Source organism: Flavobacterium sp. RHBU_24 (assembly GCF_046613695.1).
Taxonomy (GTDB): domain Bacteria; phylum Bacteroidota; class Bacteroidia; order Flavobacteriales; family Flavobacteriaceae; genus Flavobacterium.
The window spans coordinates 31,409-56,313 of the sequence record NZ_JBKJHD010000023.1 but is presented as its reverse complement, the minus strand read 5'-3'; the positions used below and the strand labels follow the sequence as shown (position 1 = coordinate 56,313).

Here is a 24,905-nt window from a genome sequence, read left to right as displayed (position 1 = left end):
TAGTTTTTAGTTTTTATCCCCAAATAGTAAGCCCCCCGTATTTAGGTACGGGGGGCTTTTTGTATCAATATTATATGCAATTCACTCTAGCCAAACACTTCAATATCCATCCCATCAAAGCTGGCAAACACCATACTTGGGTGCGAATCCTGGTGGTACATATTCCCGGCTGCATCTATGGCAATAGCGCCTGCAAAACCGTCGTAAGGCTTTAATTCGGCAAATGTCTTTTCAAAGGCGGTGGCAACAGGCATTCCATCGGTAACCCGGGTCACTATTTTAGCGGCAGTGGCATTACTTACAATATCTTCCCCTACCCCCGTGCAGCTCACGCCACAGTGGGCATTGGCATAATTGCCCGCCACAGTAGCAGAATCAGATATACGGCCTACCATCTCAAAGCCTTTACCCCCGGTAGAGGTTGCTACGGCTATTTTGCCACCGGAATCAAGCGCTACACAGCCCACGGTTCCGGTACCGGTCGCCGCAAGTTTTTTTACAAACTCGGCACGGCGTTCAGGCGTTTCTGTGCTAAACGTTTCAAAGCCATTTTTGCGGGCAAAACCTGTTGCACCGTTGCCACCCAGTACGCGGTCATCATAAGGCAAAAGCTTTTCAGCTACCTGTATCGGGTTTTTTACATCCTGTATGTTGATTACACCACTCATCTTTTGGGTAGTGCCATCCATAAGTGCTGCGCTCATACGTATCTGTCCGTCGCACTGTATCTGAGAACCAGTACCGGCATTAAACAGCACATCGTCTTCCAGCAGGCTCACGGCATATACCACGGTTTCGGTGGCGGTATGGGTTTTAAGGTAATCGTATGATTGTTTCACAATAGCCTTCAGGGCTTCCTGTTTGGCCGTCTTAGTTTGTATATCGGTAGATGATTCACTAAAAAAACCACCGTGTATTATTATTTTCATTTGTTGTTTTCGGTTTTATTTCACAGAGTCTCGCAGAGAAATGCACACAGATCCGCGGAGAACTATTTTGTTGTATCGCAAAGTTACACAAAGAAGGCACAAAGTTCCTTTAGATTTGAAAGATTAAATTACCTCTTGATGATGATGTTTAAAAGAGGGGGTCCGGGGGAGACTGATAACTTAATAAGATTGTTCATATTTTTAAATAAAAAAAGAATGAGGTGAACTTAACAAAGTTGTAGAGCTGTATCTCTAATTTGCGTATTAGTCCTCATTCTTTTATAACCGGTTACAAGGACCAAATAGAATTCTAATAGTAATTATTACTAAAGGTTTTAGTCAACGTAGCCATTAAATCTATTCAAAAGTATGAAAATTTTAGAAACAGCCGGCATCGATGTCAGCAAAAAAGTAATTGATGTTTATTTGTACAAGAAAGGTATTTATTGTCAGTTTGAGAACGATTTAAAAGGTTTTAAAGAAATGGGTAATTGGTTGAAAAGAAATTTAATTGCCATTGACGATTTATTAGTCGCTTTGGAACACACCGGCCTTTATTCATACAACTTGTCAAATTACCTGGCCGAACAAGACTTTAATTATGTGATTTTACCGGCTTTGGAAATAAAGCGCTCCACCGGTATTGCCAGAGGCAAGGCAGATAAGGTTGATGCCAAAAGAATCGCTCTTTATGCTTATGAGAAAAGGGAGCGTATAGCGTTGGGTAAAAGGAGCCCTAAAAATATCATAAAACTAAAACGTTTATTATCCTTGCGGGAACGAATAGTGAAGCAAAGGGCGGGTTATAAAGCCAGTATTAAAGAACAATTGGAAATGCTTCCTAAAAAAGAAGCAGAAGTGCTTGTTAAATGTCAAATGAAAATTATAAAAAGCTTTGACAAAGAGGTTGATTATCTGGAAAACGAGATAGAAAAGATCATTGAATCGGATGAGAAAATTAAAACTCAATACAAACTGATCACTACCATAAAAGGTGTTGGGGCACAGACTGCCCTCTACATGATAGTGGTTACCGAAGGATTTGAAAAATTCGACAACTGGCGCAAGTTTGCATCCTATTGCGGAACAGCACCTTTCCCAAATACATCAGGATCAAGTATCAGGGGACGCACTAAAGTAAGCAGCCTTGCCAATAAAAAGATCAAAAGCTTACTAGACCTGTGCGCTAAATCTTCCATACAGTTCAATGAAGAAATGAAGAGGTACTATACAGAAAGAGTATCAAGACAAAAAAACAAAATGTCAACAATAAATATCATCAGGAACAAAATCTTAGCAAGAATTTTTGCTGTGGTGAAACGTGAAACACCTTATGTAGATCTGATGAAATATGCTGCTTAAGAGCTAGTAAAAAATATGAAATTAAACTTGTTTAAGTCATAGAATACGCAAAGTTTTTGATGCTTACGGGCTTTGTGCCTTCTCATTATTCTATTTTGTTACTTCATTTCAATGACAGCATGAGTAAAGCTGCTCCCTCTCTTTCGGAGAGGGTTGGGGTGAGGCCTACTCCTTGTCATCCGCATTTATGTTCGGGTCGTGGTCGTCATTATCCGTCTCAAGCGGTACAAAAAGCGGAATACTGTACTGCGAGTTGTGTATCTCCATTTCACGTGTAGTAAGGTCGTAGGTGTCAAACATGCTCATCACATGCACCACCATATTATTAATAGATATGGGCTTGCCAAGGTCTACCTGGGTAAGGTTAGTATCGCGTATCTGTCGGCCATCCACTAAAATTACAAGCCCTGAGCCTATGGCTTCCATCCTGCCTTCCCCGGTTATCAGCAGGCCTGTATCTTCGCCCAGGCCTATACCCAGTGTACGGGGGTTGCCCACAACTGCCTGAAAGAGGCGGCCTATGCGCCCACGCTGCACAAAGTGGGTATCGATAATTACATCCTGTATAAGGCTAAGGCCGCTGGTTATTTTTACTTCGCCTTTTAAAAGGGCTTCGCTGCTGCTGCCCTGGTAAATCATGTTGTTAGATGCCGCTGCCGCACCGGCGCTGGTACCTGCATAAATAAAGTCTTCGTTCTTGTATTTATCGAGTATAATATCGTGAAGTTTTGTACCGCCTAATATAGAGGTAAGGCGCAACTGGTCGCCACCGGTAAACATTACCACATCGGCGGCCTGTATGCGTGCAATTACTTCAGGGTCGTTAGTCTGCTCCCTTTTTTCAATATAAAGCACACCTACGTTCTTTGCATCAAGGTAGGCAAAGGCTTTAATATATTCCGGCCCCACCTGCCTTGGTATTACAGATGCTGTAGTAATCACCTCAATGCGGCTTTTCTCGCCGTGCTTGCTTTCACGGATGATACGCCTTAATATGCCGGTTTCAAAAAAGTTTAAATTATTAGCAACATTCTGGTCGAATGATACTTCGGTAAAGCTACCCCTGTCTATCGCGCCACCGATAATTATTAGTTTTCCCTGTACATTATTCATAGTGCAAAGGTATGTAAAAAGCTAAAAACAGCCTGTAATGAGTTAATAATTTCTTTCCAAATCGTTACCAAAAGTAAACCTGATAAAATATTTGTGGTAAATATACTTTTATTTTATTTTTTTAAGTAATTTTCTAACGAGGAAAGACATAATAAATCAGTTATGTTAAATTTTAAATAAAAGCTTTAAAAAAGAACCATATAACGCCAAAAAACGAAACATAATATACCCCTATTACCCATCTATGAAAATTGAGAAGATACAGGCCCTGAGAGGGCCGAACATTTGGAGCGTTAAACGCAAAAAATTAATACAGATGCGCCTTAACCTGGAGGAAATGGAGGAATACCCAACAGATAAGATACCGGGTTTCAGGGAGCGCATAGAAGCACTGATACCCTCCCTGTATACACACCGCTGTAGCGAAGGCGTACCGGGCGGTTTTTTTGCACGCATAGAGCGCGGCACCTGGATGGGGCATGTTATAGAACACATAGCACTGGAGATACAAACCCTCGCCGGGATGGATACCGGCTTTGGCCGTACCCGCGAAACAAAAACGCCGGGCACTTACAATGTAGTATTTAGCTACCTGGAAGAAAACGTAGGTATTTATGCCGCAGAGGCATCGGTACGCATAGCGGAGGCGCTTATTTCAGGAGAAGAATATGACCTTGATGCCGCCCTCCAGGAAATGCGCCGCATCCGCGAACGCGACCGCCTGGGCCCCAGTACAGGCAGTATAGTAGAGGAAGCCGTAGCACGCGACATCCCATGGATACGCCTGGGGACCAACTCGCTCGTGCAATTAGGTTACGGCATCAACCAGATGCGCTTTCAGGCTACTATTACTAATAAAACAAGCCATATAGCGGTAGATATTGCCTGTAATAAGGAGCAAACCAAGCGTATGCTTGAGGCGGCCTCTATACCGGTAGCCAGTGGCGGTATTTGCTCTACTGCAGAAGGACTTCAGGAAATTATTGATAAGATAGGCTACCCCATCGTACTAAAACCGTTAGACGGTAACCATGGCAAAGGGGCTTCCATTAATGTAAAGAACTTTGAAGATGCTGTGGCCGGGCTTGAATTTGCCCAAAAATACGGCAGCCGTGTTATTGTAGAAAAATTTATTACGGGATATGACTTCCGTGTGCTGGTAATAGATAATAAGGTGGTAGCCGCCGCAATGAGGGTACCTGCCCACGTAAAGGGCAATGGCATACACGATATAGCCCACCTTATTGATATAGAAAACCTGGACCCACGCCGGGGTTACGGTCATGAAAATGTACTTACCGAAATTACCGTTGACCGTGATACAACCGATTTGCTGGAAAAAATGGGCTACACACTGGAAACCGTTCCTGCCGATGGCGAAATTGTGTACCTTAAATCAACTGCCAACCTGAGCACCGGTGGCACATCAGTAGATGTAACCGAACTGATGCACCCCGAAAATATTTTCCTTTCAGAACGCATTAGCCGAGTAATAGGGCTTGATGTGTGCGGTATAGACATTATGGCCGAAAACCTTACACAGCCGCTTAAAGAAAACGGAGGTGTGATACTTGAGGTTAATGCCGCTCCCGGGTTCCGTATGCACCTCGCCCCAAGCGAAGGCCTGCCGCGCAACGTTGCCGCCCCGGTTATAGACATGCTCTACCCTCCCGGCAAGCCGAGCCGCATCCCCATATTTGCGGTAACGGGTACTAATGGCAAGACTACCACTACCCGACTGCTGGCGCACATTGTAAAAAACAATGGCTACAAAGTGGGTTTTACCACGTCTGACGGTATTTATGTGCAAAACCACATGCTCGAAAAAGGCGATACCACAGGGCCATTCAGTGCTGAATATATTTTAAAGGACCCTACGGTAGAATTTGCGGTGCTTGAAACTGCCCGTGGCGGAATCCTCCGTTCGGGACTTGGCTTCAGCCGCTGTGATATTGGTATCATAACCAACATTCAGGAAGACCACCTGGGGCTAAACGACATCAATACTATCGACGACCTTGCCCGTGTAAAACGCGTTATTCCGCGCAGCGTGAAAAAAGATGGCTGGGCGGTACTTAACGGCGACGACCCTGAGTGTATCAAAATAGGCCGTGAACTGGAATGTAACGTGGCTTACTTCAGCCTTGACGAAGACAGCCCGTTTATAAAAGAAGAAGCTAAAGCCGGCCGTGTAACCGCGGTATACGAAAACGGCTATATTACCATTAAAAAAGGCAGTTGGAAAATACGCATCGAGAAAGCATCGCATGTGCCGCTTACATTAGGGGGCAAAGCACGCTTTATGATTGCCAACGCACTGGCCGCTACCCTGGCCTCCTACCTGTGGGGTTTTAAAACGGAAGACATCAGCCTTTCTCTGCAAACGTTTATTCCGGGCACGGCGCAAACACCGGGCAGGATGAACATTTTCGAATTCCAGAAATTTAAGGTACTTATCGACTTTGCGCACAACCCGGCGGGCTACCTGGCTGTAGAAGACTACCTGAGTAATGTGGAGGCGACTACAAAAGTTGGCATCATTTCGGGGGTGGGCGACCGCCGCGACCAGGACATCCGCGACTGTGCCACCATTGCCGCGCGTATGTTTGACCACATTATTATGCGTAACGAAAAGCACCTGCGCGGCCGTACCGAAGAAGAAATCAACGGGCTGCTCCTGGAAGGCTTTGCCGCGTCGGGACGTGAAATAACCTACGAAGTTATCCCGAAAGAAACCGATGCCATTAAGCACGCCCTTACTACCGCCCCGGAAGGGAGCTACATTACCGCGCTTAGCGACGTGGTAGCCAACGCGATACAGATTGTTCAGGGCTACCTCGATAAGGAAAACGAAGAGGCGATAAACCAATAACTATAAAATATATTCATTTTTAATTATACAACTCCTGTTAATAGCAGGAGTTTTTTTGTTTATAGCTGCTGACCTTATTTAGGCAATTAGCGCGTTAACCTAATTACCTTTTTTTTAGTCTTTTACATAAAACCGCTCCACAACATCTTTCCCGGTAGCGGCATCCTTTCCATAAAAATCGATATGCACTACATTAGTGCCTGACTTATTTACAAGCAGGAACATCTTTTTAAGTACAATGTTTTTGCCGTTTACATGTACGGCGGCATACGGACGTCCGTTTTTATCCAGGTGCACTGCTATCTTTTTTGCAGGGTAAGCGGCAAGGGTAAAAGTGCAGGAGGCAGCTTCGGCAGACGTTAGGGTAATGCCATACGCCATCTTACGCTGTATACCACTTAGTTCTTCCTTTAGCCCGGTTTTTCCCTTTGTATAGCATAGCCGGTAAACGGATACCGGGTCGGCTGTATTAAGCTTTTTGCCGGCCATATTAGCATCATATACAAAAGTGTTGTGGTTGTTGCTGTGCTGGATATAAAAAAGCCGTGAAACGTCCTCAGTTGGCACAGGATATCCCTTCTGCGCGAATGCGGGCAGAGCCTGGCACAGCAGTAAAAACAGCAGCATCCTTTTCATGGCAGTAAGCATTTTACCCAAATATACAAAAATCTTAACCGCGATTTTTTACACGCCAATAACTTTATTTTACTACATTTAAACTATAACTTTAACTTACAGCCTTATGAAAGCAGACAAATACACAAAAATCGTACTTACTATTATTGCTACCTGCCTGGTTATTAACACCTTTAAAGAAGTTAACATCATCCCCAGGGCGCATGCCGCGCCAACAGTAACTGAAAATGGTTTACAATATGGCCTGGTACCGGTAAATGCCGATGGCACCATAACTGTAAAACTGGACAACAGCACCCCTATGGAGGTAAAAATAGTAGACATAAGCACCTATAATGAAATGCCGGTAAACATTAAAGAGGTTGATGGGCGCTCGCTGTTTAATAGTATACTGCCGGTAAAAATAAAAGAGTAAATTACTTTTGCTATCTTTACCCTATGAAGACTTGTATTATCACTTTTTTTTTAGTTTGTTGCTCACTGGCAGGTGTTGCCCAGGATAAACCGGCACTACAGGCCGGGCTGGACCGTGTTTATAAAAATACTACCAGCGGTAACTATGAAGCGCTTTTAAACGATACCTACCCAAAAATTTTTGAGGTAATACCAAAAGAACAGATGCTAAAATCGCTACAGGGCATGCTTAACGGTCCCGGGTATATATTAGATGTGCTTGACGCCCCAGCCAACTTTGATTTGGGCGAAATAAAACACATAGGTAAAGGGTATTATTGTATAGTAAAGCACGACCTGCTTATGAAGATGACGTTTACACAGCCTATAAGCGAAGCGGAATCTAAAACAATGATACAGAATTTAAAAACATCTATGAAAAGCGAGGACGTTACCTTTAACCCCAGGTCGAACTCGTTTACCATGAAGACCCGTGCGGATATTATAGCTATTTCTAATGAGTTTACCGGCGGTAAATGGAAATTCCTTAACCGTACCGGCAGCAAAATCATGGAAAAAGTGCTTGCCGAGGATGTAAGAAAGGCGCTGGACCTGTAGGCCTTAACCGAGCATAAGGGAGCAGGCTTTATTCAGATATGTACTTATCCGGAAGATTGCTATTAAGCAAAACGCTTTGCATCTAAGCAACCGGGGGCTGTTAAAAAATTGCTTTTACCCCTACTGAATGCTATATTTGTAAAAATCGGCTTTCAAAAACAGCATACTCCGTTTCATGGAACTATATTACTCACTCTCCATACTTATAGTACTTGCCAGCTTTTTTGCCTACCTTAATGTACGGTTCTTAAAGCTGCCCTCAACCATTGGGGTAATGGTAATAGCCATGGCCGTTTCTATACTACTTGTAGCCTTTGGCAAGATACTGCCTAAGCCCCTGCACGAACTCTCTAAACTGGTACACACTTTTGATTTTACCGAACTGCTCATGGGTGCCATGCTTAACTTTTTGCTCTTTGCCGGCGCCATACACATAAACATAAAAGACCTTAATGAGCAGCGTGTACCTATAGTGGTGTTCTCTACCCTCAGCGTGGTAATATCAACCTTTGTAGTGGGTACGCTGGTATATTTTATTCCCATAAAAGACCTTGAAATTCCCTATATCTACTGCCTGCTGTTTGGAGCGCTCATCTCCCCTACCGACCCTGTGGCGGTACTGAGTATACTTAAGCAGGCCAAAGTGCGCAAATCGCTCGAAACAAAAATAGCGGGCGAGTCGCTGTTTAACGACGGTGTGGCCGTAGTAGTATTTGCCGTGATACTGCAACTGGCCAACGGAACCTCATCAGACCTAAACGTATTTAACGTAGCATGGCTTTTTGTTAAAGAAGCCGGAGGCGCATTTATACTGGGTGTACTGTTAGGGATTACGGCGTCGCGCGCGATGCGTAAAATAGACGACTATAAAGTATCAGTACTTATAACGCTCTCAGTAGTAATGGGCGGTTCGCTAATAGCGGAATGGCTACACATATCGGGCCCGCTTACTATGGTTTTTGCAGGGATAATTATAGGCAACCTACGCAAGCGCTTTGCCATGAGCGCCACCACTAAAGACTACCTGGATAAATTTTGGGAACTAAACGACGAGATACTAAACGCCATACTGTTTCTTTTAATAGGCCTTGATTTATTAATGATAAAAGACCTTAACGAATACTGGTTCCCCGGCCTGGCCTGTGTAGTACTGGTGCTGTGTGCCCGCTTTATCTCGATATGGCTGCCCACCAAGTTTATTACCTTCCGCGAAAAATTCAGCGCAGGAACCATCAAAATACTGGTTTGGGGTGGGCTGCGAGGTGGTGTGTCTATCGCACTGGCACTGTCTATAGACAACAACCCCTATAAGAGCACCATTATAGCCATTACCTACTTTGTGGTGGTGTTTTCTATAATCGTACAGGGATTGACTATTGGTAAGTTTGCTACAAAGGTTTTGGCGAGGGAAGCTTCTTAGCTCCTCAGCAGCCGGGAAACTGACTAAAGGCTATCAGGCAAAATCTTTCCCGGGTTTAAAATGTTATTGGGGTCGAATAACTGCTTGATGCCCCGCATAAGCTCCAACTGCACCTGGGGGAAGGCGATATCCATAAAATTCTTTTGCACGTAGCCAATACCGTGCTCGCCGCTCAGCGTACCCTTAAGCGATACGGTAAGCTCAAATATTTCACGGATGCCTTTAGGTACTTCTACCTTCCAGTTTTCATCCGTCATATCGCCTTTAATAATGTTTACATGCAGGTTGCCATCGCCGGCATGGCCATAGCAAACCGAATGGAAACCATATTTTTTGCCAATGCGCTTAATACCTTCGAGCAACACGGGCAGTTCATAACGTGGCACTACAGTATCTTCCTCTTTATATACTGAATTCGACTTTACCGCTTCGGCCACCGTGCGGCGCAATTTCCACAGGGCATTTTTCTGGTCTTCGGTATCGGCAAATAAAATTTCGTCAATTTCAAAATGCTCTACTGCGCCCATTATCTTCTCGGCTTCGGCAAAAAGCACATCAGGGTAGTTGCCGTCTACCTCTACCAGCAGGTGTGCCTGTACTTCAGGCTTTATATCAAGGCTTACGCCGTCAAGGTACTTAAGGCCCCAGTCTATAGCATCGCGCTCCATAAACTCCAGCGCACTGGGTACTATGCCGGCACGGAAAATTGCAGCCACTGCCTCACATGCCTGCCCCGCATTAAAAAACGGGATAAGCATTAGCACGTTATAGGTGGTTTTTGGGATGAGCTTCAGCACAATTTTAGTAATGATACCCAGCGTACCCTCGCTGCCCACCATCAGCTGGGTAAGGTTATATCCGGTAGAATTTTTGAGTGTATTAGCCCCCGTCATTATAATTTCGCCATTGGGCAGTACCACCTCCAGGTTTAGGATGTAGTCTTTGGTCACGCCGTATTTTACGGCACGGGCGCCACCACTGTTTTCGGCCACGTTGCCGCCTATTGTACAGCTGCCCATACTGCTGGGGTCTGGCGGGTAAAACAGGCCTTTTTCAGCGGCAGTTTCGCGTAATACCTGCGTTATTACGCCAGGGCCGGCAATAGCCTGAAGGTTTTTTTCGTCAATTTCCAGGGCAGTAAAGCGCTCCATGCTCAGGCCTATGCCTCCGTGTATGCTCAGTGCGCCGCCGCTTAGTCCGGTACGCGCGCCTATGGGCACAACGGGAATTTTATATTCATTAGCCAGCTTCATAATAGCCGAAACCTCTTCCACCGTACCCGGCTTTACCACCACCATGGGCGGAAAGCTGTAATCTTCAGTTTCGTCATGGCCATAATGCAGGCGCGTAGCTTCATCGGTAAAGACATATCCCGGGCCGGTTATGGTTTGCAGTTGTTCTACAATGAATGCGGTAAGCGTGGTGTTCATGTTACAGATTTGAAGAATCAAAAGTAGGAAAATTTAAGAACACCTAAGTACGTGATTTTTTGTAGTAAACGGGCTAATAACAAAACCGCCCTGATAAGGGCGGCACCAACGGTAAAATGAATAGTTATTAGTATAGTTCTCCTTAGTCTTTTACCAGTTTTTTTATAACTACAGTGTCATCCTCCAGGAATATATTCATAATATATATGCCCGCATTCAGGTTTACCACAGAAATTTCTCCATTTGCCCAGTTATCCTTATGTAGCGGCTGTACCACCTGCCCTGTAAGTGTATACAGTGTAACCGCTTTAACAGGCACGGCTGCGCTTATTTTAACGATATCTGTAGCAGGGTTAGGGTATACTGATACTGTAGCATTAGCCGCTATTCCACTACCCAGTATGGTGCTGTACTCTACCACAAAATACAATACATTAGTGTGTTTTACATCATTCCAGCTGCCGGCCGGGCCATTTGGAAAGGCTACAACTGCCATACCAAGGCCGTCCTGCCCCGTGCCCGTTCCCCAGTTATCCGGCTCATTATTACCCCAGTTGTTAAAATGTCCGTTTACGGCACTGCCGGTAAATGTGCCCTGCCAAAATGCTGTTGTGGTAGTATCGTTATTCCCGTTCCATATCCAGTTGCCTTCGCCGCTAATATCGTTGCCGCCCAGCCATACATATGAAGAAAAACCATCTGACGCCGGAGTGTCTGCAGCGGATACACCTGCCTGGGCTAACTGGTTAAAAATGGCATTATTCTCTTCAATGCTGTTTACTTCAGCAAGATACCCTCCACGGCTTACAGCGCATGCTGCGGCATTAACCCAGGTTTTGTTTTCCTTTATAATTTCATAGGTTTTGCCATCATAAATAAAGGCAAAAACATTTTGCACATCGGCACACTGGGCTTCACCATACTGAGACAGGAGCAACAGGGGAAGTAATAAAAGTAATTTCTTTTTCATAATTATACATTTAAATATTTTTCCAAAAATACCGTAGTTTTAAAAGCTATTGATTATTAAAATACTACAAATACTTATAAATTTAAGAGATTGCCAAAAATTTCATCAGCTTAAAGTTATATCAGTATTGGGGTACAAGGATAAAATACTGATAAAAAAATGCAAAAGGGAATTACTCGGATATTATGAAAACTTATATATTTGCCTTAACAAAATTTTAACCAAAAAACTTATGCTAATCATTCTTGAAATTATCGGGGTTTTAATATGCCTTAACTGCGGCTTCAGGCTGCTATTTGCCATAAGCGTATATGCCGGACTTAAAGGCGCCAATAAATATACCGCTAAAGGTGAACAGGTAGAAGTTAACAATGCTAACCTTGCAAAAGCGGTTAACACGCTTAAAACAAATAGTATAATGCTGGTAATAGGCGGTATACTTATCTTTGTAGGCGAATATTTTGGCCACTAAATCGTAAGGATTTATACTAATCAGGATTTTACGTTACTCCCAAAAATATACTTTTTCTTGCGCGGTATAAGCCGGTCTACGGAATATTTTCCACTGCCGGTTATTAGCAGCAGTACATAAATAAGAAGGTACAGTATGGGTAGTTCCTGGACTTCCAGGCCTTTACGGCTGTGTACCACAAACACTATTATTGCCATATTAATAATAAGCGGCAGGGTAATCAACCGGGTAGCAAAACCTATAATTAACAATGCGCTGCATACAAGCTCTGCAAAAACGGCAAGCACTAATGAAGGCCCGGCACCTATATTAATAGGGTCGGGAAATTTTACAGGCGCGCCTTCTATAAGCATATAATATTTTTGTAAGCCATGAGTGAGCATAAGGCCGCCCACTACTATACGTACCATAAGTAAAGCAAGGCTGTTGAAATTTTTATGTATAGAACTATCAAAAATCCACATATAGTTGATTTTAATTGGTTTAGGGACGGTAATTTAAGAAAATTTTAAGAAAAGAATTACTTTTCTTACATTAATTATTGTTTAAATATTTAAAATTCCTAAACACCTGTTTATTTTAACAAAATACCCTGTACAAACTATATTTTATAACAAAAAATAAGAGTAGCGTATTTATAGTAAGTTACAAAATATTAGTAATGCTTCAAAACGAAATACCAAAACACCAGTGTTAAAATTGAAAGTGGTATGCCTATACCTACCATCATACCCGCAAGGCGCGGCTTAAGCCCATGCGATGATGCAATAATGGCGGCGGTTATCATGGGCGGCATAGCGGTTTCCATTATAGATATGTCTATATGGTCGCCTTCTTTGTGCAGCAGGCCCTTATATACTAACAGAAAAACAAGAGGTATAAGCAGTAGCTTTACAAATAGCCCCAGGCTTAAAAAACCCCAGTGCTTGCTTTTAGTATCTATTTTTAGCTGAAGCCCAACGGCCACCAGCGCTACCGGCGTAAGGCAGCTGCCCAGTTTTTGCAGTACGCTTTGCAGAGGGACTAAAAAATCATACTCTGCAATATTCATCAAAAGCCCTATTGTAAATGCCATGAAAGGCGGAAACAGCAGCACCCTCCGTGCCACCATTCCCGCTGTTAACTGTCCGTTTGAGTAAAGCACAGCAACAATTATACCCAGCGTAGAGAGCATTACAAACGAACCCGGCTGGTCTACCAGTATAGCGGTTTGCAATCCTTTTTTACCATATAGCGCCTCAATAACTGGGAAACCCACAAACGACGAATTTAGGAATCCCGCTGTAAGGATAAGGCAGCCCTGTAACTTTTTCGGCCAGTGCAGCGCAGTACCAAGCGCCGCAAAAAAAGCCCAGGAGAGCAAAAAGCTGAACCATGCCGCGCATACAGGATAAATGAGTTCTGCACTGATATGTATCTTAGGTATATAATACAAAGTAATGGCGGGCAGCAGCATATATATGGCAAACTGGTTCAGTGCCACGTGCGTGTTTGGCGCTATGGCTTTTATCTTTTGAAAACCAACACCCACCAGCAGGCAGGTAAACATCAGGATAAGGTTATCCATAACAAAGAGGGTTGTTTGTGGTGGGGCAAAGATAGAATTTTGGATAGCATGATTTCGATAATTCGGTTTCTGATTTTCAGGAGTAACGAATATTACCCCATCAAAACTTACAGTTTAATAAATCCGGCCCGGCAAAAATGGAAAAATAGAAAAAAACTTCTTATTTTAGTAATCTATTTCATTACAGTATGATTTCCGGCAAATTTGCAATTAACGTCCACATCCTTACCTTGATGACCCGCTACCCACAGCAATTCCTGTCGTCTGACTTTATTGCCGGAAGCATGAACATCAATCCCGTACTGGTACGCAAGGAAGTGGCTAACCTTAAAAAACATAACATTGTTGAAAGCCGCGAAGGGAAATTTGGCGGTACGCGCCTTGCAAAACCGGCATCTGAAATTACACTTGAAGCTATTTATAACATTACGTTTGACTGTGTATCTTTAGGTTATGCCAAAAATGATCCTAACCCGGAGTGCCCGGTGGGGAAAAAGATTAACAACAACCTTGACAGCCTTTATAAAGGCATTAACGAAAAAATATGCTGCCAGTTAAAAGATATTACCCTTACACACTTTAGCGAACAGTTTTAACTATACCATCCAAAAAACAAACGTAACCTATTTTACAAATACCAATATTATAGACACATGAAAATAGCCATAATAGGCGCCACAGGATTTGTGGGTGCCGCACTGGTAACCGAATTTGCAGCCCGTGGCCACCAGGTAACCGCCATAAGCCGTAACCCAGCAACTGAGGCACACGAAAATGTAACTAACGTAAAAGGCGATATTTTTGATGCAAACCACATACTCGAAATTTTAAAGGGCCACGACGTGGTGGTAAGCGCCTACAACCCCGGCTGGGCAAACCCCGATATTTATGAAGATTACCTTCGCGGGGCACGCTTTATACAAGAGGCCGTTAAGAAAGCGGGCATTGGGCGGTTTATTGTAGTGGGCGGCGCGGGCAGCCTGTATGTTGCCCCCGGCCTGCAGCTTATAGATACGCCTAAATTCCCCGAAGAGTTTAAGCCAGGTGCCAATGCCGTACGCAAGTACCTAAATATACTTAAGGAAGAAAAAGAACTCGACTGGGTATTTTTTAGCCCGGCCATCGAGATGCACAAGGGCATTACCACCGGCCGCACGGGCAGCTACCGCCTGGGGTTTGACAGCCCCGTTTTTGATGCGGGCCACCGCAACACACTATCAGTGGAAGACCTTGCCGTGGTAATTGCCGATGAAGCCGAAACACCGCGCTTCCGCAGGCAACGCTTTACAGCGGGGTATTAAGTAACTAATTTTAAGATATGAATAAAGGGAGTAACTGAAGTTGCTCCTTTTTTATTACACCAAAAACGATTCAATGTTTTAACCATTACCAAATCGGCAAAACACATAAAAAAACTCCCACCGTTACCGGATGGGAGTTTTAACTATTATAGTAAAGGATGCTGCTTAAACGTTTGCCTCTGCCCCTGCTGCTGCAATAAGGTTAAGGGCGCTACCGGCTACAAACCAGCCTATCTGGCCTTCGTTGTAGCTGTGATTTACCAGTATAATATCTTTGGTACCGTCATCATGTATTACCTCAAGGGTAAGCTGCCTGTTAGGGGCAAACTCTTTAAGGTCTGTAAAGTTAAAGGTATCATTTTCCTGTATCTTGTCGTAATCTGTCTCGTTAGAGAAGGTAAGCGCAAGCATACCCTGCTTTTTAAGGTTGGTTTCGTGTATACGGGCAAATGATTTTACCAGTACGGCACGCACACCAAGGTGGCGCGGCTCCATAGCGGCATGCTCACGCGATGAACCCTCGCCGTAGTTGTGGTCGCCCACCACTATGGTAGGTACACCGGCGGCTTTATAGGCACGGGCCGTAGCAGGTACTGCCTCATAAGCACCCGTAAGCTGGTTCTTAACGCTGTTTGTTTTTTGGTTAAACGCGTTAACGGCACCTATAAGCATATTGTTAGAAATGTTATCAAGGTGGCCACGGTAGCGCAACCATGGTCCCGCCATAGAAATATGGTCGGTAGTACATTTTCCAAATGCTTTGATAAGCAGTTTCGCACCCATGATGTTCTCTCCATCCCAGGGCTGGAACGGCGCAAGCAGCTCAAGGCGCTCTGATGTAGGGCTAACAATAATCTGCACACCACTACCATCAGCAGCCGGTGCCTGGTAACCCGGGTCTTCCGCGTCAAATCCTTTAGGAGGCAGCTCATTACCGGTTGGCTCATCCAGCATTACCTCTTCGCCATCTTCGTTGATAAGCTTGTCGGTAATAGGGTTAAAGCCCAGGTCACCCGCAATGGCAAGCGCTGTTACAAGCTCCGGAGAGCCCACAAACGCAAGCGTGTTAGGGTTACCGTCTGCACGTTTAGAGAAGTTACGGTTAAATGAGTGAACGATGGTGTTGCGCTCTTCTTTTTCAGCGCCTTCCCTGTCCCACATACCGATACACGGCCCGCAGGCATTGGCAAATACAGTAGCGCCAATTTTATCGAAGGTATCAATAAATCCGTCGCGCTCTATAGTGTAACGCACCACCTCACTACCCGGAGTGATGGTAAACTGCGATTTAGTCTTCAGTTTTTTCTCAGCCACCTGCCTGGCAAGTGAGGCCGAACGCGAAATATCTTCGTAAGATGAGTTAGTACATGAACCTATCAGGCCAACCTGTATTTGTAAAGGCCAGTCGTTTTTCTCAGCTTCTTCCCTCATTTTAGAGATAGGCGTAGCTAAATCCGGGGTAAAAGGGCCGTTAAGGTGCGGCTCAAGTTCGCTAAGGTTTATTTCTATAACCTGGTCAAAATACTGCTCAGGGTTTGCATATACTTCGTCGTCTCCGGTTAGGTAGGCGGCAACCTTATCGGCTGCATCGGCTACATCGGCACGGTTAGTGGCACGCAGGTAACGGCTCATAGAGTCGTCGTACCCGAAAGTAGATGTTGTAGCACCCACCTCGGCACCCATATTACATATAGTACCTTTACCGGTACATGACATAGATTTTGCGCCTTCGCCAAAATATTCAACAATAGCGCCAGTACCCCCTTTTACAGTAAGTATACCGGCCACTTTAAGGATAACGTCTTTAGGAGCCGTCCAGCCGCTTAGCTTACCGGTAAGCTTTACGCCTATCAGCTTAGGGAATTTAAGTTCCCACGCCATGCCACTCATTACGTCTACCGCATCGGCACCACCCACACCTATGGCAAGCATGCCAAGGCCACCGGCGTTAACCGTGTGGGAGTCGGTACCTATCATCATACCGCCGGGAAATGCATAGTTTTCCAGCACTACCTGGTGGATGATACCGGCACCCGGTTTCCAGAAACCGATACCGTATTTATTAGATATAGAAGAAAGGAAGTCAAATACTTCGTTGCTTTGTTCTTTAGCGCGTTTAAGGTCGGTTTTGGCATCAACCTTTGCCTGTATAAGGTGGTCGCAGTGTACCGTTGTAGGCACGGCCACTTTGGCTTTACCGGCATGCATGAATTGTAACAGGGCCATCTGTGCGGTGGCATCCTGGCAGGCTACCCTGTCCGGGGCAAAATCTACATAATCTTTCCCTCTTGTAAATGCCTGGTTAGGCGTTCCTTCCCAAAGGTGGGAGTACAGAATTTTTTCGGATAGTGTAAGCGGACGGCCCACCAGCTCACGTGCTTTGTCAACACGTTCGGCCAGGTTCTCATACACCTTTTTGATCATTTCAATATCAAAAGCCATAATAAGTATATTAATGTTCGTTCGTTAAAAAAGTCAGTAAATTTAGTCAATCTAATTACAACTAAAAAATTTTTATTGATTCTTTAATTTACACCAATAATTATTTATAAACATTCTACTTTACTGCATTTAATTCAAAAAGATTATGTTAAAGCGCGGTTTGGTTAAAAATTGTTAGTTATTTAACTGCATATTGATAATATGCAAATATCATCCCTAAAATAGTATTGATGCTGTAATAGAAATTTCAAGTAAATTAAACTATAGTAATTATATATGGTGGTAAAATAAATTCTCTCAAGCACAAATATTAAGTCCTTTTCTGTCTAAAATACCTGTTGTAGTATACCATAAGCACCGCCATGATAAAACAAATACCGAAAATAATATATTGCGTAATGTAAAACTTCGCCGTATTAGCCGTTACAATTTCTGTCTCTATATGCGAAGTTATAGAGGTGATAAGTTCGTAACCCGAAAAGATAAGGAAAATAATGCCGTATAAAAAACCGGTGGTTTTATTATTGGTAAACAGCTGCGCAACGAGCGCGATGCCGATGGCAATACACGGCAGGTTTACTTCGCCAATGCCAATGTATTCCTGCACAAACCAAAACGCAGTAAACAATAGGCAAAATATGGTAGGTGTAAAACGTAAAAATTTATCCATAGTTAGTGCATAAAAAAGGCCACTGTAACAATGGCCTGTAATGTAAGAATACAAATATAATGTTTTATACCGTAATAGTTTCAGAAGCTGCGCCGGGCGTATTTTTCTGACGGCCAAATTTTACCACCATGCCTGCGCCAATAAGAGCAGAAAGCAGGAAAAAACCTAAAGCAAGAAGCAAAAAGCGTGTGCCTGCGGAATCTCCTTCGGGGAAATCCCTGTAGTCTGAAACCGCAGCGAGCATCATATAGAACGAGAACAGCGTAAGCAACGCTCCCATCATTAGCCCCAGCCCCCTTTTGCTAAAGATAATCTGGAAAACCATTATTGCAATTACCAGCAAGGCAATATAGTTTACCGACTGGTTTACAGTAAGATTCTTGTAAGCCCAGTATGTACCTAAGGCTGTAAAAAATATTTCAGGGAAGAGTAAAAGATATTTTTTCATATAATTGTGATTTGGTTATCAAAAGTAATAACTTAATTTCCAATATTTTATTATCTAAAACGATCTTAAACTGATTACCGATTAAACTATCCCGGGAAGCAAAATTCTTATTCGTGCTAATCAGTGCAATTGCTTCGCCAATTCACTACCGTTCGGGCCGTTGCTAAAAAATTACCCTACTCCATCATGCCGCTTATAAAATAATCCGCATCTTCCGGTATAAGCCCGTTTTCAACCGCTTTTTCATACAAACCGCGCGGCACAAACACAAACTGCGTAAACTGGTCGATGGCCGGCAGGTCGAAAATACGGCCTTCCACTCCTTCGCCATCCAGCACCTCGTCGTTCATAAAGTCAACCAACTCCGGGTCAAACCAGCCTACAAGGTTCTCAAATTCGAGCCAGTAGCTGTCGTTCTCGGTAGTAACAGTACCCGTTAAGGTATCGGCTTCCTCAGAAAAATTAAAGTCCAGCTCTACCGATGTGAGTTTAATCCCCGCCAGTGCCGCCATATCGTACAGCACCTTAGCATACTCCGCGCCCGACTCAAAGCCCTCGGCGTCAAAGCTTAGCTGTGACAATGCCAGCACAAAGTGATTGTTATCTTCATACCGCAGCACCTGGGCGGCAATTTCTTCTATCGTATGTTGCGAATGCTCAAACCAACCAATATCTGCCAGTGCTTTTATATAGGCTGCCGGCCCTTTTGCAACGAGTGCTGTATAGTCTTCCATTTTTGTTTTAGTTAGGGGTTATAAAAAAAGCTGTCCTAAAACAGCTTTTTGATTATCATTTCTTCGGTAATGCCTTCGGCATCGGCCTTGTAGTTCTTTATAATACGGTGGCGTAGTATCCCGGTGGCTACGGCCTGTACATCCTCAATATCGGGGCTGTACTTGCCGGTAAGGGCGGCATTGGTTTTTGCGGCCAGTATAAGGTTCTGGCTGGCTCGCGGGCCCGCACCCCAATCGAGGTATGTTTTAATATAATCGTTGCTCAGCGGGTTGCCCGGTCGGGTTTTGTTAACCAGCGTTACGGCATATTCTACCACATTATCGGCCACGGGTATGCGGCGTATCAGGTGCTGGAAGTCTACGATTTCCTGGGCGGTAAACAGCGGGTTTATGGTAACCTTGCTATCGGCCGTGGTACTTTTAACCACCTGAACTTCCTCGGCAAACGATGGGTAATCCAGCTTTATGGCAAACATAAAACGGTCCAGCTGCGCTTCCGGCAGTGGGTAGGTTCCCTCCTGCTCTATTGGGTTTTGGGTAGCCAAAACAAAGTACGGCAAGGCCAACTTATGATGGTGCCCGGCTATGGTAACAGCTTTTTCCTGCATGGCTTCAAGCAGGGCAGCCTGGGTTTTAGGCGGGGTACGGTTTATTTCATCCGCAAGTACTATGTTACTGAAAATCGGCCCTTTTATGAACTTAAAGTTACGGTTCTCATCGAGTATTTCGCTGCCCAGTATATCGCTCGGCATAAGGTCGGGCGTAAACTGTATGCGTTTAAAATCAAGCCCCAGCGCCTGGCTGATGGTGTTTACCATAAGGGTTTTGGCAAGGCCGGGTACGCCTACAAGCAGCGCGTGGCCTCCTGCAAAAACGCTCAGTACAATCTGGTTTACAACCTCCTGCTGGCCTATGATTATTTTACCTATTTCCTGTTTTAAAGCGGCCTGTTTGCGGACTAACTCCTGTATCGCTGCTACGTCTGACATATATTCTTGGTTAAAATTAAGGCTAAGTATAACCTTAGCCTCAAACTTATAAATAATTTTATTCTTTACCTAATTAAAACTGCTGCCAGTATATTACTTTTTAAGCCAGTTGTTGGCAAATTTGCAGGTTTTGTAATCGGCGTTTACACTAATATAGGTGTCTTTTATCTTATCAGCACTCCATTTTGCAATGGTTTTCATTTGTTTTTCCTTAAGTGCAAGCTCTTTAATTTTTATATAATCCTGGGCATAATCGGCCGGGTGCTGTTCAAAACGGTTAGTTACCGTAAGCAGTTTAAAGCTCTGTGCCCCGCCACGGTCTACATCAAGTATAGGCTGGGTAACCTCGTTACTTTTTAGTTCTGAAACTTCGTTGTAGATGCTCGGATCCATTTTAGTAAGCTCAAATCGGGTACCAAAGGTAGCCGGGTTGATCAAAAGCCCGCCGCTGTTCCTGGTTTCTTTGTCATCCGACTCTGATTTTGCAGCATCGGCAAACGATATTTCGCCCGAAGTAATCTTTTTCCTTATGGCCTCAATCTTATCTTTGGCCTTTTTAAGTTCCTCATCAGTAGTTTTAGGGATGATGAGGATGTGGCGCACATCACGCTCCTGCCCCCGGATTTTCTCTACATAGATAAGGTGGTAGCCAAACTCCGTTTCTACAGGATCTGATATTTCACCTTCATTAAGGCTAAATGCCGCGTCTTTAAACTCTTTTACAAATTGGGTTTTACGGTTTATCTTATAAAATCCGCCACTCGCCACAGAACCCTTATCATCTGAATACAGTACGGCCTTGCTGTAAAAGCTGGCGCCATCCTGCACATCTTTTTTTATCTGCTTAAGCCGGTCGCGCACCTTTTGCTTTTCTTCTTCAGGTACCTGGGGCTTTACTACTATCTGGGCAATTTCCATCTCGGCACCAAAAAGCGGTATATCTTCCTTGTTGAATTTCTTAAAGAACTGGCGCACTTCTTCAGGGGTTATTTCTACTTCATCAAGCACTTTCTTCTGCATTTTTTCGGTAAGCTGCTGCGTTTTAAGTATTTCAAACAACTCCGACTTAAACGACTCAAGGTCTTTCTTCTTAAAATACTCCACCATCTTAGCCTCAGTACCCAGTTGCTCTACAAAATAATCTATACGGCGGCTTACCTGTTCATTTACTTCGGCATCACTTACCACTATACTGTCCTGTATGGCCTGGTGGGCATACAACTTGTCTTCCATAAGCTTGCCTAAAAGTTCGCAGCGTGTAATATCGGCTGTAGACATGCCTTGCGCCTGCATTTCCTTATAGCTAAGGTCGATATCAGAATCAAGCACCACATAATCGCCCACTACCGCCACAACGCCGTCTACCTTTAGCTTGCTGCCCTTAGGCACCACCTGGCGCTTTACAGAATCTTTTACCGGTTCTGGGATAATTTCCTGCGCGAAGGCAGAAAGCCCCGCAAAAGTAAAAGCAAGGAACAGTGCAATACGTTTATTTATAAATTTCATACTTCTTATTTTTGATTGCATCATCCGTGATGTCTTTTTGAATTTTTTTAATTAACTCCAGTTTCCTGTTATTTATTATAACCTCTTTGAGCGTGGGCTTAATATATTCATAGGGGGCCACCACGTTCCTGTCGAGTACTTTGTTAACCTTTACCAGGTAAACATCCACCGAATCAGGGTATTGATACGAGATGCCGCTTGAGATATACCGGTTGCGGTTATCGGGTGTAATAAACGGAAGTTTCTGGTAGATTTCGTTCATGCTTGTCCAGACCGTATCGTTAAAGGCATAATTTTTAAAATGCAGCGTCATTTCATTAAGCGCCGCCTTATCCTTTTTATTGCCGCTGTTAAAACGCTGGCTCGCCTGCCGGAACTTAGGGTGGCCCTTTTCCATCTTCAGGTACTTAAGCTTAGCGAGCATCCCCGTGGTACGGAAGTTCTCTTTATTGGCCGTATAGTATTCTTTAAGCTGATCCTCGGTTATAGTGGTATCTACGCTTTGCTTTACAAGCTCTTCCAGGTACGCCTTGGTATAAAGGTCGGTCTTGTACTGGCGGATAAGCTCTTCCAGTTCTTCCTGCTTTTCGCCGCCTATGTTTACCTTGGCTGCATCATACATAAGGCGCTGCGACGCCCAGCGGTCTATAAAAGATTTCACTATAGCAATGCTGTCCTCCTTTGCAGTACCCGGGGGTACTATGCCGGCAAGCTCTAAGCGGGTAAGGTAAGCGCCGTTTACACGCGCCACGGCATCCTCAGGAGAGGGGGCATTATCCTTACCGCAGGCCACCAGCAGTATGCAACACAAAAACAACAGTGCTCTTTTACCCATTACTGGTTAAGCTCTTTTTTAACTTTTTCAAACGTTTCGGCATTTACCTTAACGGTAAATTCTTTCTTAAGGTTGTCTACCCAGGTGCTCTCCAGGTACTGCTGGTAATCGTTTATTACCCTGCCTTTAGCCTCATCAAGGGTTTTAGGCCCAGCTTCCAATACTTTATTGGTTTTTACAACATAGTAGTAGTTTCCGTCTTTAAACACAGCGCTTATACCGGGTTTCCACTCAGCCATTTTAGGCATTGAAGCAGACTCGGTTTCAAACGTGCCGGTTTTTTCTATAATGCTTACCTTATCTTTAGTGTTCAGTTTGTCTTTAATGGCCTTGGCATCTTTTTTCTTCAGGAGCATTTCCCTGGCCTGCTTTGCCGAGGCTTCACTTGTAGAAGAATACACCTCAACATCCGCCCTTTGTTTCCACTGGTATTCTGCCTTATGGGCATCATAATAGTTTTGCAGGCCTATCGTATCGTTCTTGGCTTTTTCCCAAATCTCTTTCTCCATCAGGTCATACAGCAGCAGGCCATCGCGGTACTCATCCATGGTAGCGGCAAACTCAGGGAACTCTGCCTCAAGGTTGTCATTATAATAGGCATACAGTTGCTCGTCTACATATTTATTATAAAGTACATCAACCGCATGTGCAACCGGCTTAGCGCTCACGCCCATGTTTTGCTGTGTAGAAATGTAGGTTAAAAAATCTTTACCTGTAAGCTTTTTATCTCTGTTTATGGTAAGCAGCGTCTTTTCGTACGGCCTGGTATCGGCAGGCATTTTCCATGTCATTTTGTAAATACTGTCGGTAACCGCAGCTTCTACGGTTTTGTATACTGCCTTGTCTTCTTCTGTTGTGTAGCGCTTTTTAATTTTTTCGTTTACGCTTTGTGCAATAAGCCTTGAGCGCTCGTCGCGTTTTATGCGGGCTTCAAAATCCGGTTTCTGCTCCTCAAAACTCTTAGCCGGCTTGCGCTCAATAAGCTTGATGATGTGCCAGCCAAACTGCGATTCAAACGGCTTAGATATCTCGCCCGGCTTAGTAAGTGCGAACGATTCGTTTTCAAATTCCTGTGATGTAAGTTCGCCGGAGTTAAACGTGTTAAGCTTGCCACCATTGGTAGCGCTGGTTTTGTCTTCGCTAAATTGTTTTGCAAGGGCTTCAAACTCTTCGCCCTGCTGTAGTTTTTTATAAATATCCTGAATTTTCTCTTTTGCTTTGGCCTCCTCTGCCGTGTCGCCTTTTTTAGGCTTCAGGGTCATTATGTGGGCCACAGTAATTTCGCCCCTGTTATCGCGGGTATCGGTAACTTTTATAACGTGGTAGCCAAAACGTGAACGCGTAGGCTTGCTCACTTCACCCTTAGGCGTGTTAAATGCAGCGCTCTCAAACGGGTACACCATACGGAAAACCGAAAAATAGCCCAGGTCGCCGCCATTTTCCTTAGCCGACGGGTCTTCTGATACCTGCTTTGCAACGATGGCAAAGTCTTCACCTGCCAGTACACGCTTGCGTGCATCGGCCGCCTTGTTGTAGGCTTTAAGCGTATCTGCCGGAAGGGCGTTTTCGTCAACCAATATCAATATATGCGATGCCCTTACCTCTTTTTTAGAGCGGTTGTAGGCTTCCTGTACCAGTTCATCAGTCACCTTGCTGTCAGTAAGGTAGTTTTTAGCCAGCTGGTTGCGGTAGGTTTTTAGTTCGCCCTGGTATTTTTTGCCGTTTTGCAGGCCTTCCTTATATGCTTTGCTCACCTTAAGCTTGTACCCCACAAAAAGGTCGAGGTAATTGTTAAGGTCTTTTTGCGAATCGTCTTTTACAAGGTTAAGGTTTTTGTTGTAAATCCTTACAAACTCGTCAGTAAAGTACGGTTTGTCGTCAATAGTAAAAAGGACTTCTTTTTTTTCAGCCGGGGTGGCCGATGCAGTTGTTGAAGCTGTAGTGTCTTTAGTTGATTTGCAGCCTGATGCCACCATTGCGGCAAGCACAAGGCCAGAAAAAACCTGGTTTAATTTCATTATAAAGGGTTATTTATATAACTATAATACGGTTTACTAAACGCAGCATACGCTAAAAAAGTATGCCGGTTACAATTTGCAACCCACAAAAGTAAACAATCGCTACTATTGTGCAAGGGATATGGCGGTAAAAAGAGATTTTTATGTAGAGGATGGTATATACAGTATTTGAAAGTTTTC

The 24,905-nt window shown here is 44.1% G+C and carries 23 protein-coding genes; 8 read left to right on the top strand and 15 right to left on the bottom strand.

Translation table 11 applies throughout. The features are described from left to right. Nucleotides 1-86: 86 nt before the first annotated feature. On the bottom strand, nucleotides 87-929 hold the full coding sequence (locus ACLI09_RS16625) for an isoaspartyl peptidase/L-asparaginase (RefSeq protein WP_411420773.1): 843 nt from the start codon (nucleotides 927-929) through the stop codon (nucleotides 87-89). Between the two features lie 369 nt (nucleotides 930-1,298). On the opposite strand from ACLI09_RS16625, the gene ACLI09_RS16620 reads away from it, so the two are divergent. Continuing rightward, nucleotides 1,299-2,291 (top strand): IS110 family transposase, encoded by a 993-nt coding sequence (locus tag ACLI09_RS16620; protein WP_411420772.1) that lies wholly within the window; start codon nucleotides 1,299-1,301, stop codon nucleotides 2,289-2,291. Between the two features lie 165 nt (nucleotides 2,292-2,456). Here ACLI09_RS16620 and ACLI09_RS16615 read toward each other — a convergent pair whose 3' ends face one another. Next, nucleotides 2,457-3,404 carry a cyanophycinase gene (locus tag ACLI09_RS16615; RefSeq protein ID WP_411420771.1) on the bottom strand — a complete coding sequence of 316 codons (948 nt, stop codon included), beginning with the start codon at nucleotides 3,402-3,404 and terminating at the stop codon, nucleotides 2,457-2,459. A 244-nt stretch (nucleotides 3,405-3,648) separates the two neighbouring features. Between ACLI09_RS16615 and cphA the strand changes: the two genes are divergently transcribed. Next, entirely contained in the window at nucleotides 3,649-6,276 is a 2,628-nt protein-coding gene (cphA, locus tag ACLI09_RS16610; protein ID WP_411420770.1) for a cyanophycin synthetase, read from the top strand. Nucleotides 6,277-6,390: 114 nt separating this feature from the next. On the opposite strand, the gene ACLI09_RS16605 is transcribed toward cphA, so the two are convergent. Beyond that, nucleotides 6,391-6,912, bottom strand: a complete 522-nt coding sequence (locus tag ACLI09_RS16605) for a DUF4833 domain-containing protein (protein ID WP_411420769.1) — start codon at nucleotides 6,910-6,912, stop codon at nucleotides 6,391-6,393. Nucleotides 6,913-7,018: 106 nt separating this feature from the next. On the opposite strand from ACLI09_RS16605, the gene ACLI09_RS16600 reads away from it, so the two are divergent. From ACLI09_RS16600 to ACLI09_RS16590, 3 genes are all read left to right on the top strand, one after another. Beyond that, on the top strand, nucleotides 7,019-7,327 hold the full coding sequence (locus ACLI09_RS16600) for a hypothetical protein (RefSeq protein WP_411420768.1): 309 nt from the start codon (nucleotides 7,019-7,021) through the stop codon (nucleotides 7,325-7,327). A 23-nt stretch (nucleotides 7,328-7,350) separates the two neighbouring features. Next, on the top strand, nucleotides 7,351-7,923 hold the full coding sequence (locus ACLI09_RS16595; protein ID WP_411420767.1) for a hypothetical protein: 573 nt from the start codon (nucleotides 7,351-7,353) through the stop codon (nucleotides 7,921-7,923). Between the two features lie 175 nt (nucleotides 7,924-8,098). Further along, entirely contained in the window at nucleotides 8,099-9,343 is a 1,245-nt protein-coding gene (locus ACLI09_RS16590) for a cation:proton antiporter (RefSeq protein ID WP_411420766.1), read from the top strand. A gap of 23 nt (nucleotides 9,344-9,366) precedes the next feature. Here the strand turns inward: ACLI09_RS16590 and ACLI09_RS16585 are convergent, their stop codons facing one another. Together ACLI09_RS16585 and ACLI09_RS16580 are read right to left on the bottom strand one after the other, a co-directional pair. Further along, the gene (locus ACLI09_RS16585) at nucleotides 9,367-10,773 is read right to left on the bottom strand and encodes an FAD-binding oxidoreductase (RefSeq protein ID WP_411420765.1); all 1,407 of its coding nucleotides are present in this window, start codon (nucleotides 10,771-10,773) and stop codon (nucleotides 9,367-9,369) included. A gap of 142 nt (nucleotides 10,774-10,915) precedes the next feature. Then, complete coding sequence (locus tag ACLI09_RS16580) at nucleotides 10,916-11,743, bottom strand: T9SS type A sorting domain-containing protein (protein WP_411420764.1); 828 nt, start codon at nucleotides 11,741-11,743, stop codon at nucleotides 10,916-10,918. Between the two features lie 232 nt (nucleotides 11,744-11,975). Between ACLI09_RS16580 and ACLI09_RS16575 the strand changes: the two genes are divergently transcribed. Continuing rightward, a complete protein-coding gene (locus ACLI09_RS16575) occupies nucleotides 11,976-12,215 on the top strand; it encodes a hypothetical protein (protein ID WP_411420763.1) in 240 nt (79 codons plus the stop codon). A 20-nt stretch (nucleotides 12,216-12,235) separates the two neighbouring features. On the opposite strand, the gene ACLI09_RS16570 is transcribed toward ACLI09_RS16575, so the two are convergent. Both ACLI09_RS16570 and ACLI09_RS16565 read right to left on the bottom strand, forming a co-directional pair. After that, nucleotides 12,236-12,679 carry a DoxX family protein gene (locus ACLI09_RS16570; RefSeq protein ID WP_411420762.1) on the bottom strand — a complete coding sequence of 148 codons (444 nt, stop codon included), beginning with the start codon at nucleotides 12,677-12,679 and terminating at the stop codon, nucleotides 12,236-12,238. Nucleotides 12,680-12,870: 191 nt separating this feature from the next. Then, a complete protein-coding gene (locus tag ACLI09_RS16565) occupies nucleotides 12,871-13,782 on the bottom strand; it encodes an AEC family transporter (protein WP_411420761.1) in 912 nt (303 codons plus the stop codon). Nucleotides 13,783-13,970: 188 nt separating this feature from the next. On the opposite strand from ACLI09_RS16565, the gene ACLI09_RS16560 reads away from it, so the two are divergent. Beyond that, entirely contained in the window at nucleotides 13,971-14,378 is a 408-nt protein-coding gene (locus ACLI09_RS16560; RefSeq protein ID WP_411420760.1) for an RrF2 family transcriptional regulator, read from the top strand. Between the two features lie 57 nt (nucleotides 14,379-14,435). After that, entirely contained in the window at nucleotides 14,436-15,083 is a 648-nt protein-coding gene (locus ACLI09_RS16555) for an NAD(P)-dependent oxidoreductase (protein WP_411420759.1), read from the top strand. Between the two features lie 165 nt (nucleotides 15,084-15,248). Here ACLI09_RS16555 and ACLI09_RS16550 read toward each other — a convergent pair whose 3' ends face one another. From ACLI09_RS16550 to ACLI09_RS16515, 8 genes are all read right to left on the bottom strand, one after another. Continuing rightward, nucleotides 15,249-17,525 (bottom strand): aconitate hydratase, encoded by a 2,277-nt coding sequence (locus tag ACLI09_RS16550; protein WP_411420758.1) that lies wholly within the window; start codon nucleotides 17,523-17,525, stop codon nucleotides 15,249-15,251. A gap of 310 nt (nucleotides 17,526-17,835) precedes the next feature. Next, a complete protein-coding gene (locus ACLI09_RS16545; protein WP_411420757.1) occupies nucleotides 17,836-18,195 on the bottom strand; it encodes a hypothetical protein in 360 nt (119 codons plus the stop codon). 64 nt (nucleotides 18,196-18,259) lie between these two features. After that, nucleotides 18,260-18,643 carry a hypothetical protein gene (locus ACLI09_RS16540; protein WP_411420756.1) on the bottom strand — a complete coding sequence of 128 codons (384 nt, stop codon included), beginning with the start codon at nucleotides 18,641-18,643 and terminating at the stop codon, nucleotides 18,260-18,262. Nucleotides 18,644-18,819: 176 nt separating this feature from the next. After that, nucleotides 18,820-19,377 carry a hypothetical protein gene (locus ACLI09_RS16535; protein WP_411420755.1) on the bottom strand — a complete coding sequence of 186 codons (558 nt, stop codon included), beginning with the start codon at nucleotides 19,375-19,377 and terminating at the stop codon, nucleotides 18,820-18,822. Nucleotides 19,378-19,412: 35 nt separating this feature from the next. Next, nucleotides 19,413-20,366, bottom strand: coding sequence for an AAA family ATPase (locus ACLI09_RS16530; RefSeq protein ID WP_411420754.1), 954 nt, complete (start codon nucleotides 20,364-20,366; stop codon nucleotides 19,413-19,415). A gap of 93 nt (nucleotides 20,367-20,459) precedes the next feature. Beyond that, nucleotides 20,460-21,872 carry a peptidylprolyl isomerase gene (locus tag ACLI09_RS16525; protein ID WP_411420753.1) on the bottom strand — a complete coding sequence of 471 codons (1,413 nt, stop codon included), beginning with the start codon at nucleotides 21,870-21,872 and terminating at the stop codon, nucleotides 20,460-20,462. Continuing rightward, nucleotides 21,856-22,707, bottom strand: a complete 852-nt coding sequence (locus tag ACLI09_RS16520) for a hypothetical protein (RefSeq protein WP_411420752.1) — start codon at nucleotides 22,705-22,707, stop codon at nucleotides 21,856-21,858. The genes ACLI09_RS16525 and ACLI09_RS16520 overlap by 17 nt, the downstream gene beginning before the upstream one ends. Next, nucleotides 22,707-24,725: a peptidylprolyl isomerase gene (locus tag ACLI09_RS16515; RefSeq protein ID WP_411420751.1), complete on the bottom strand. Its 2,019-nt coding sequence runs from the start codon at nucleotides 24,723-24,725 to the stop codon at nucleotides 22,707-22,709. Before ACLI09_RS16515 ends, ACLI09_RS16520 begins: the two co-directional genes overlap by 1 nt. Nucleotides 24,726-24,905 lie beyond the last annotated feature (180 nt).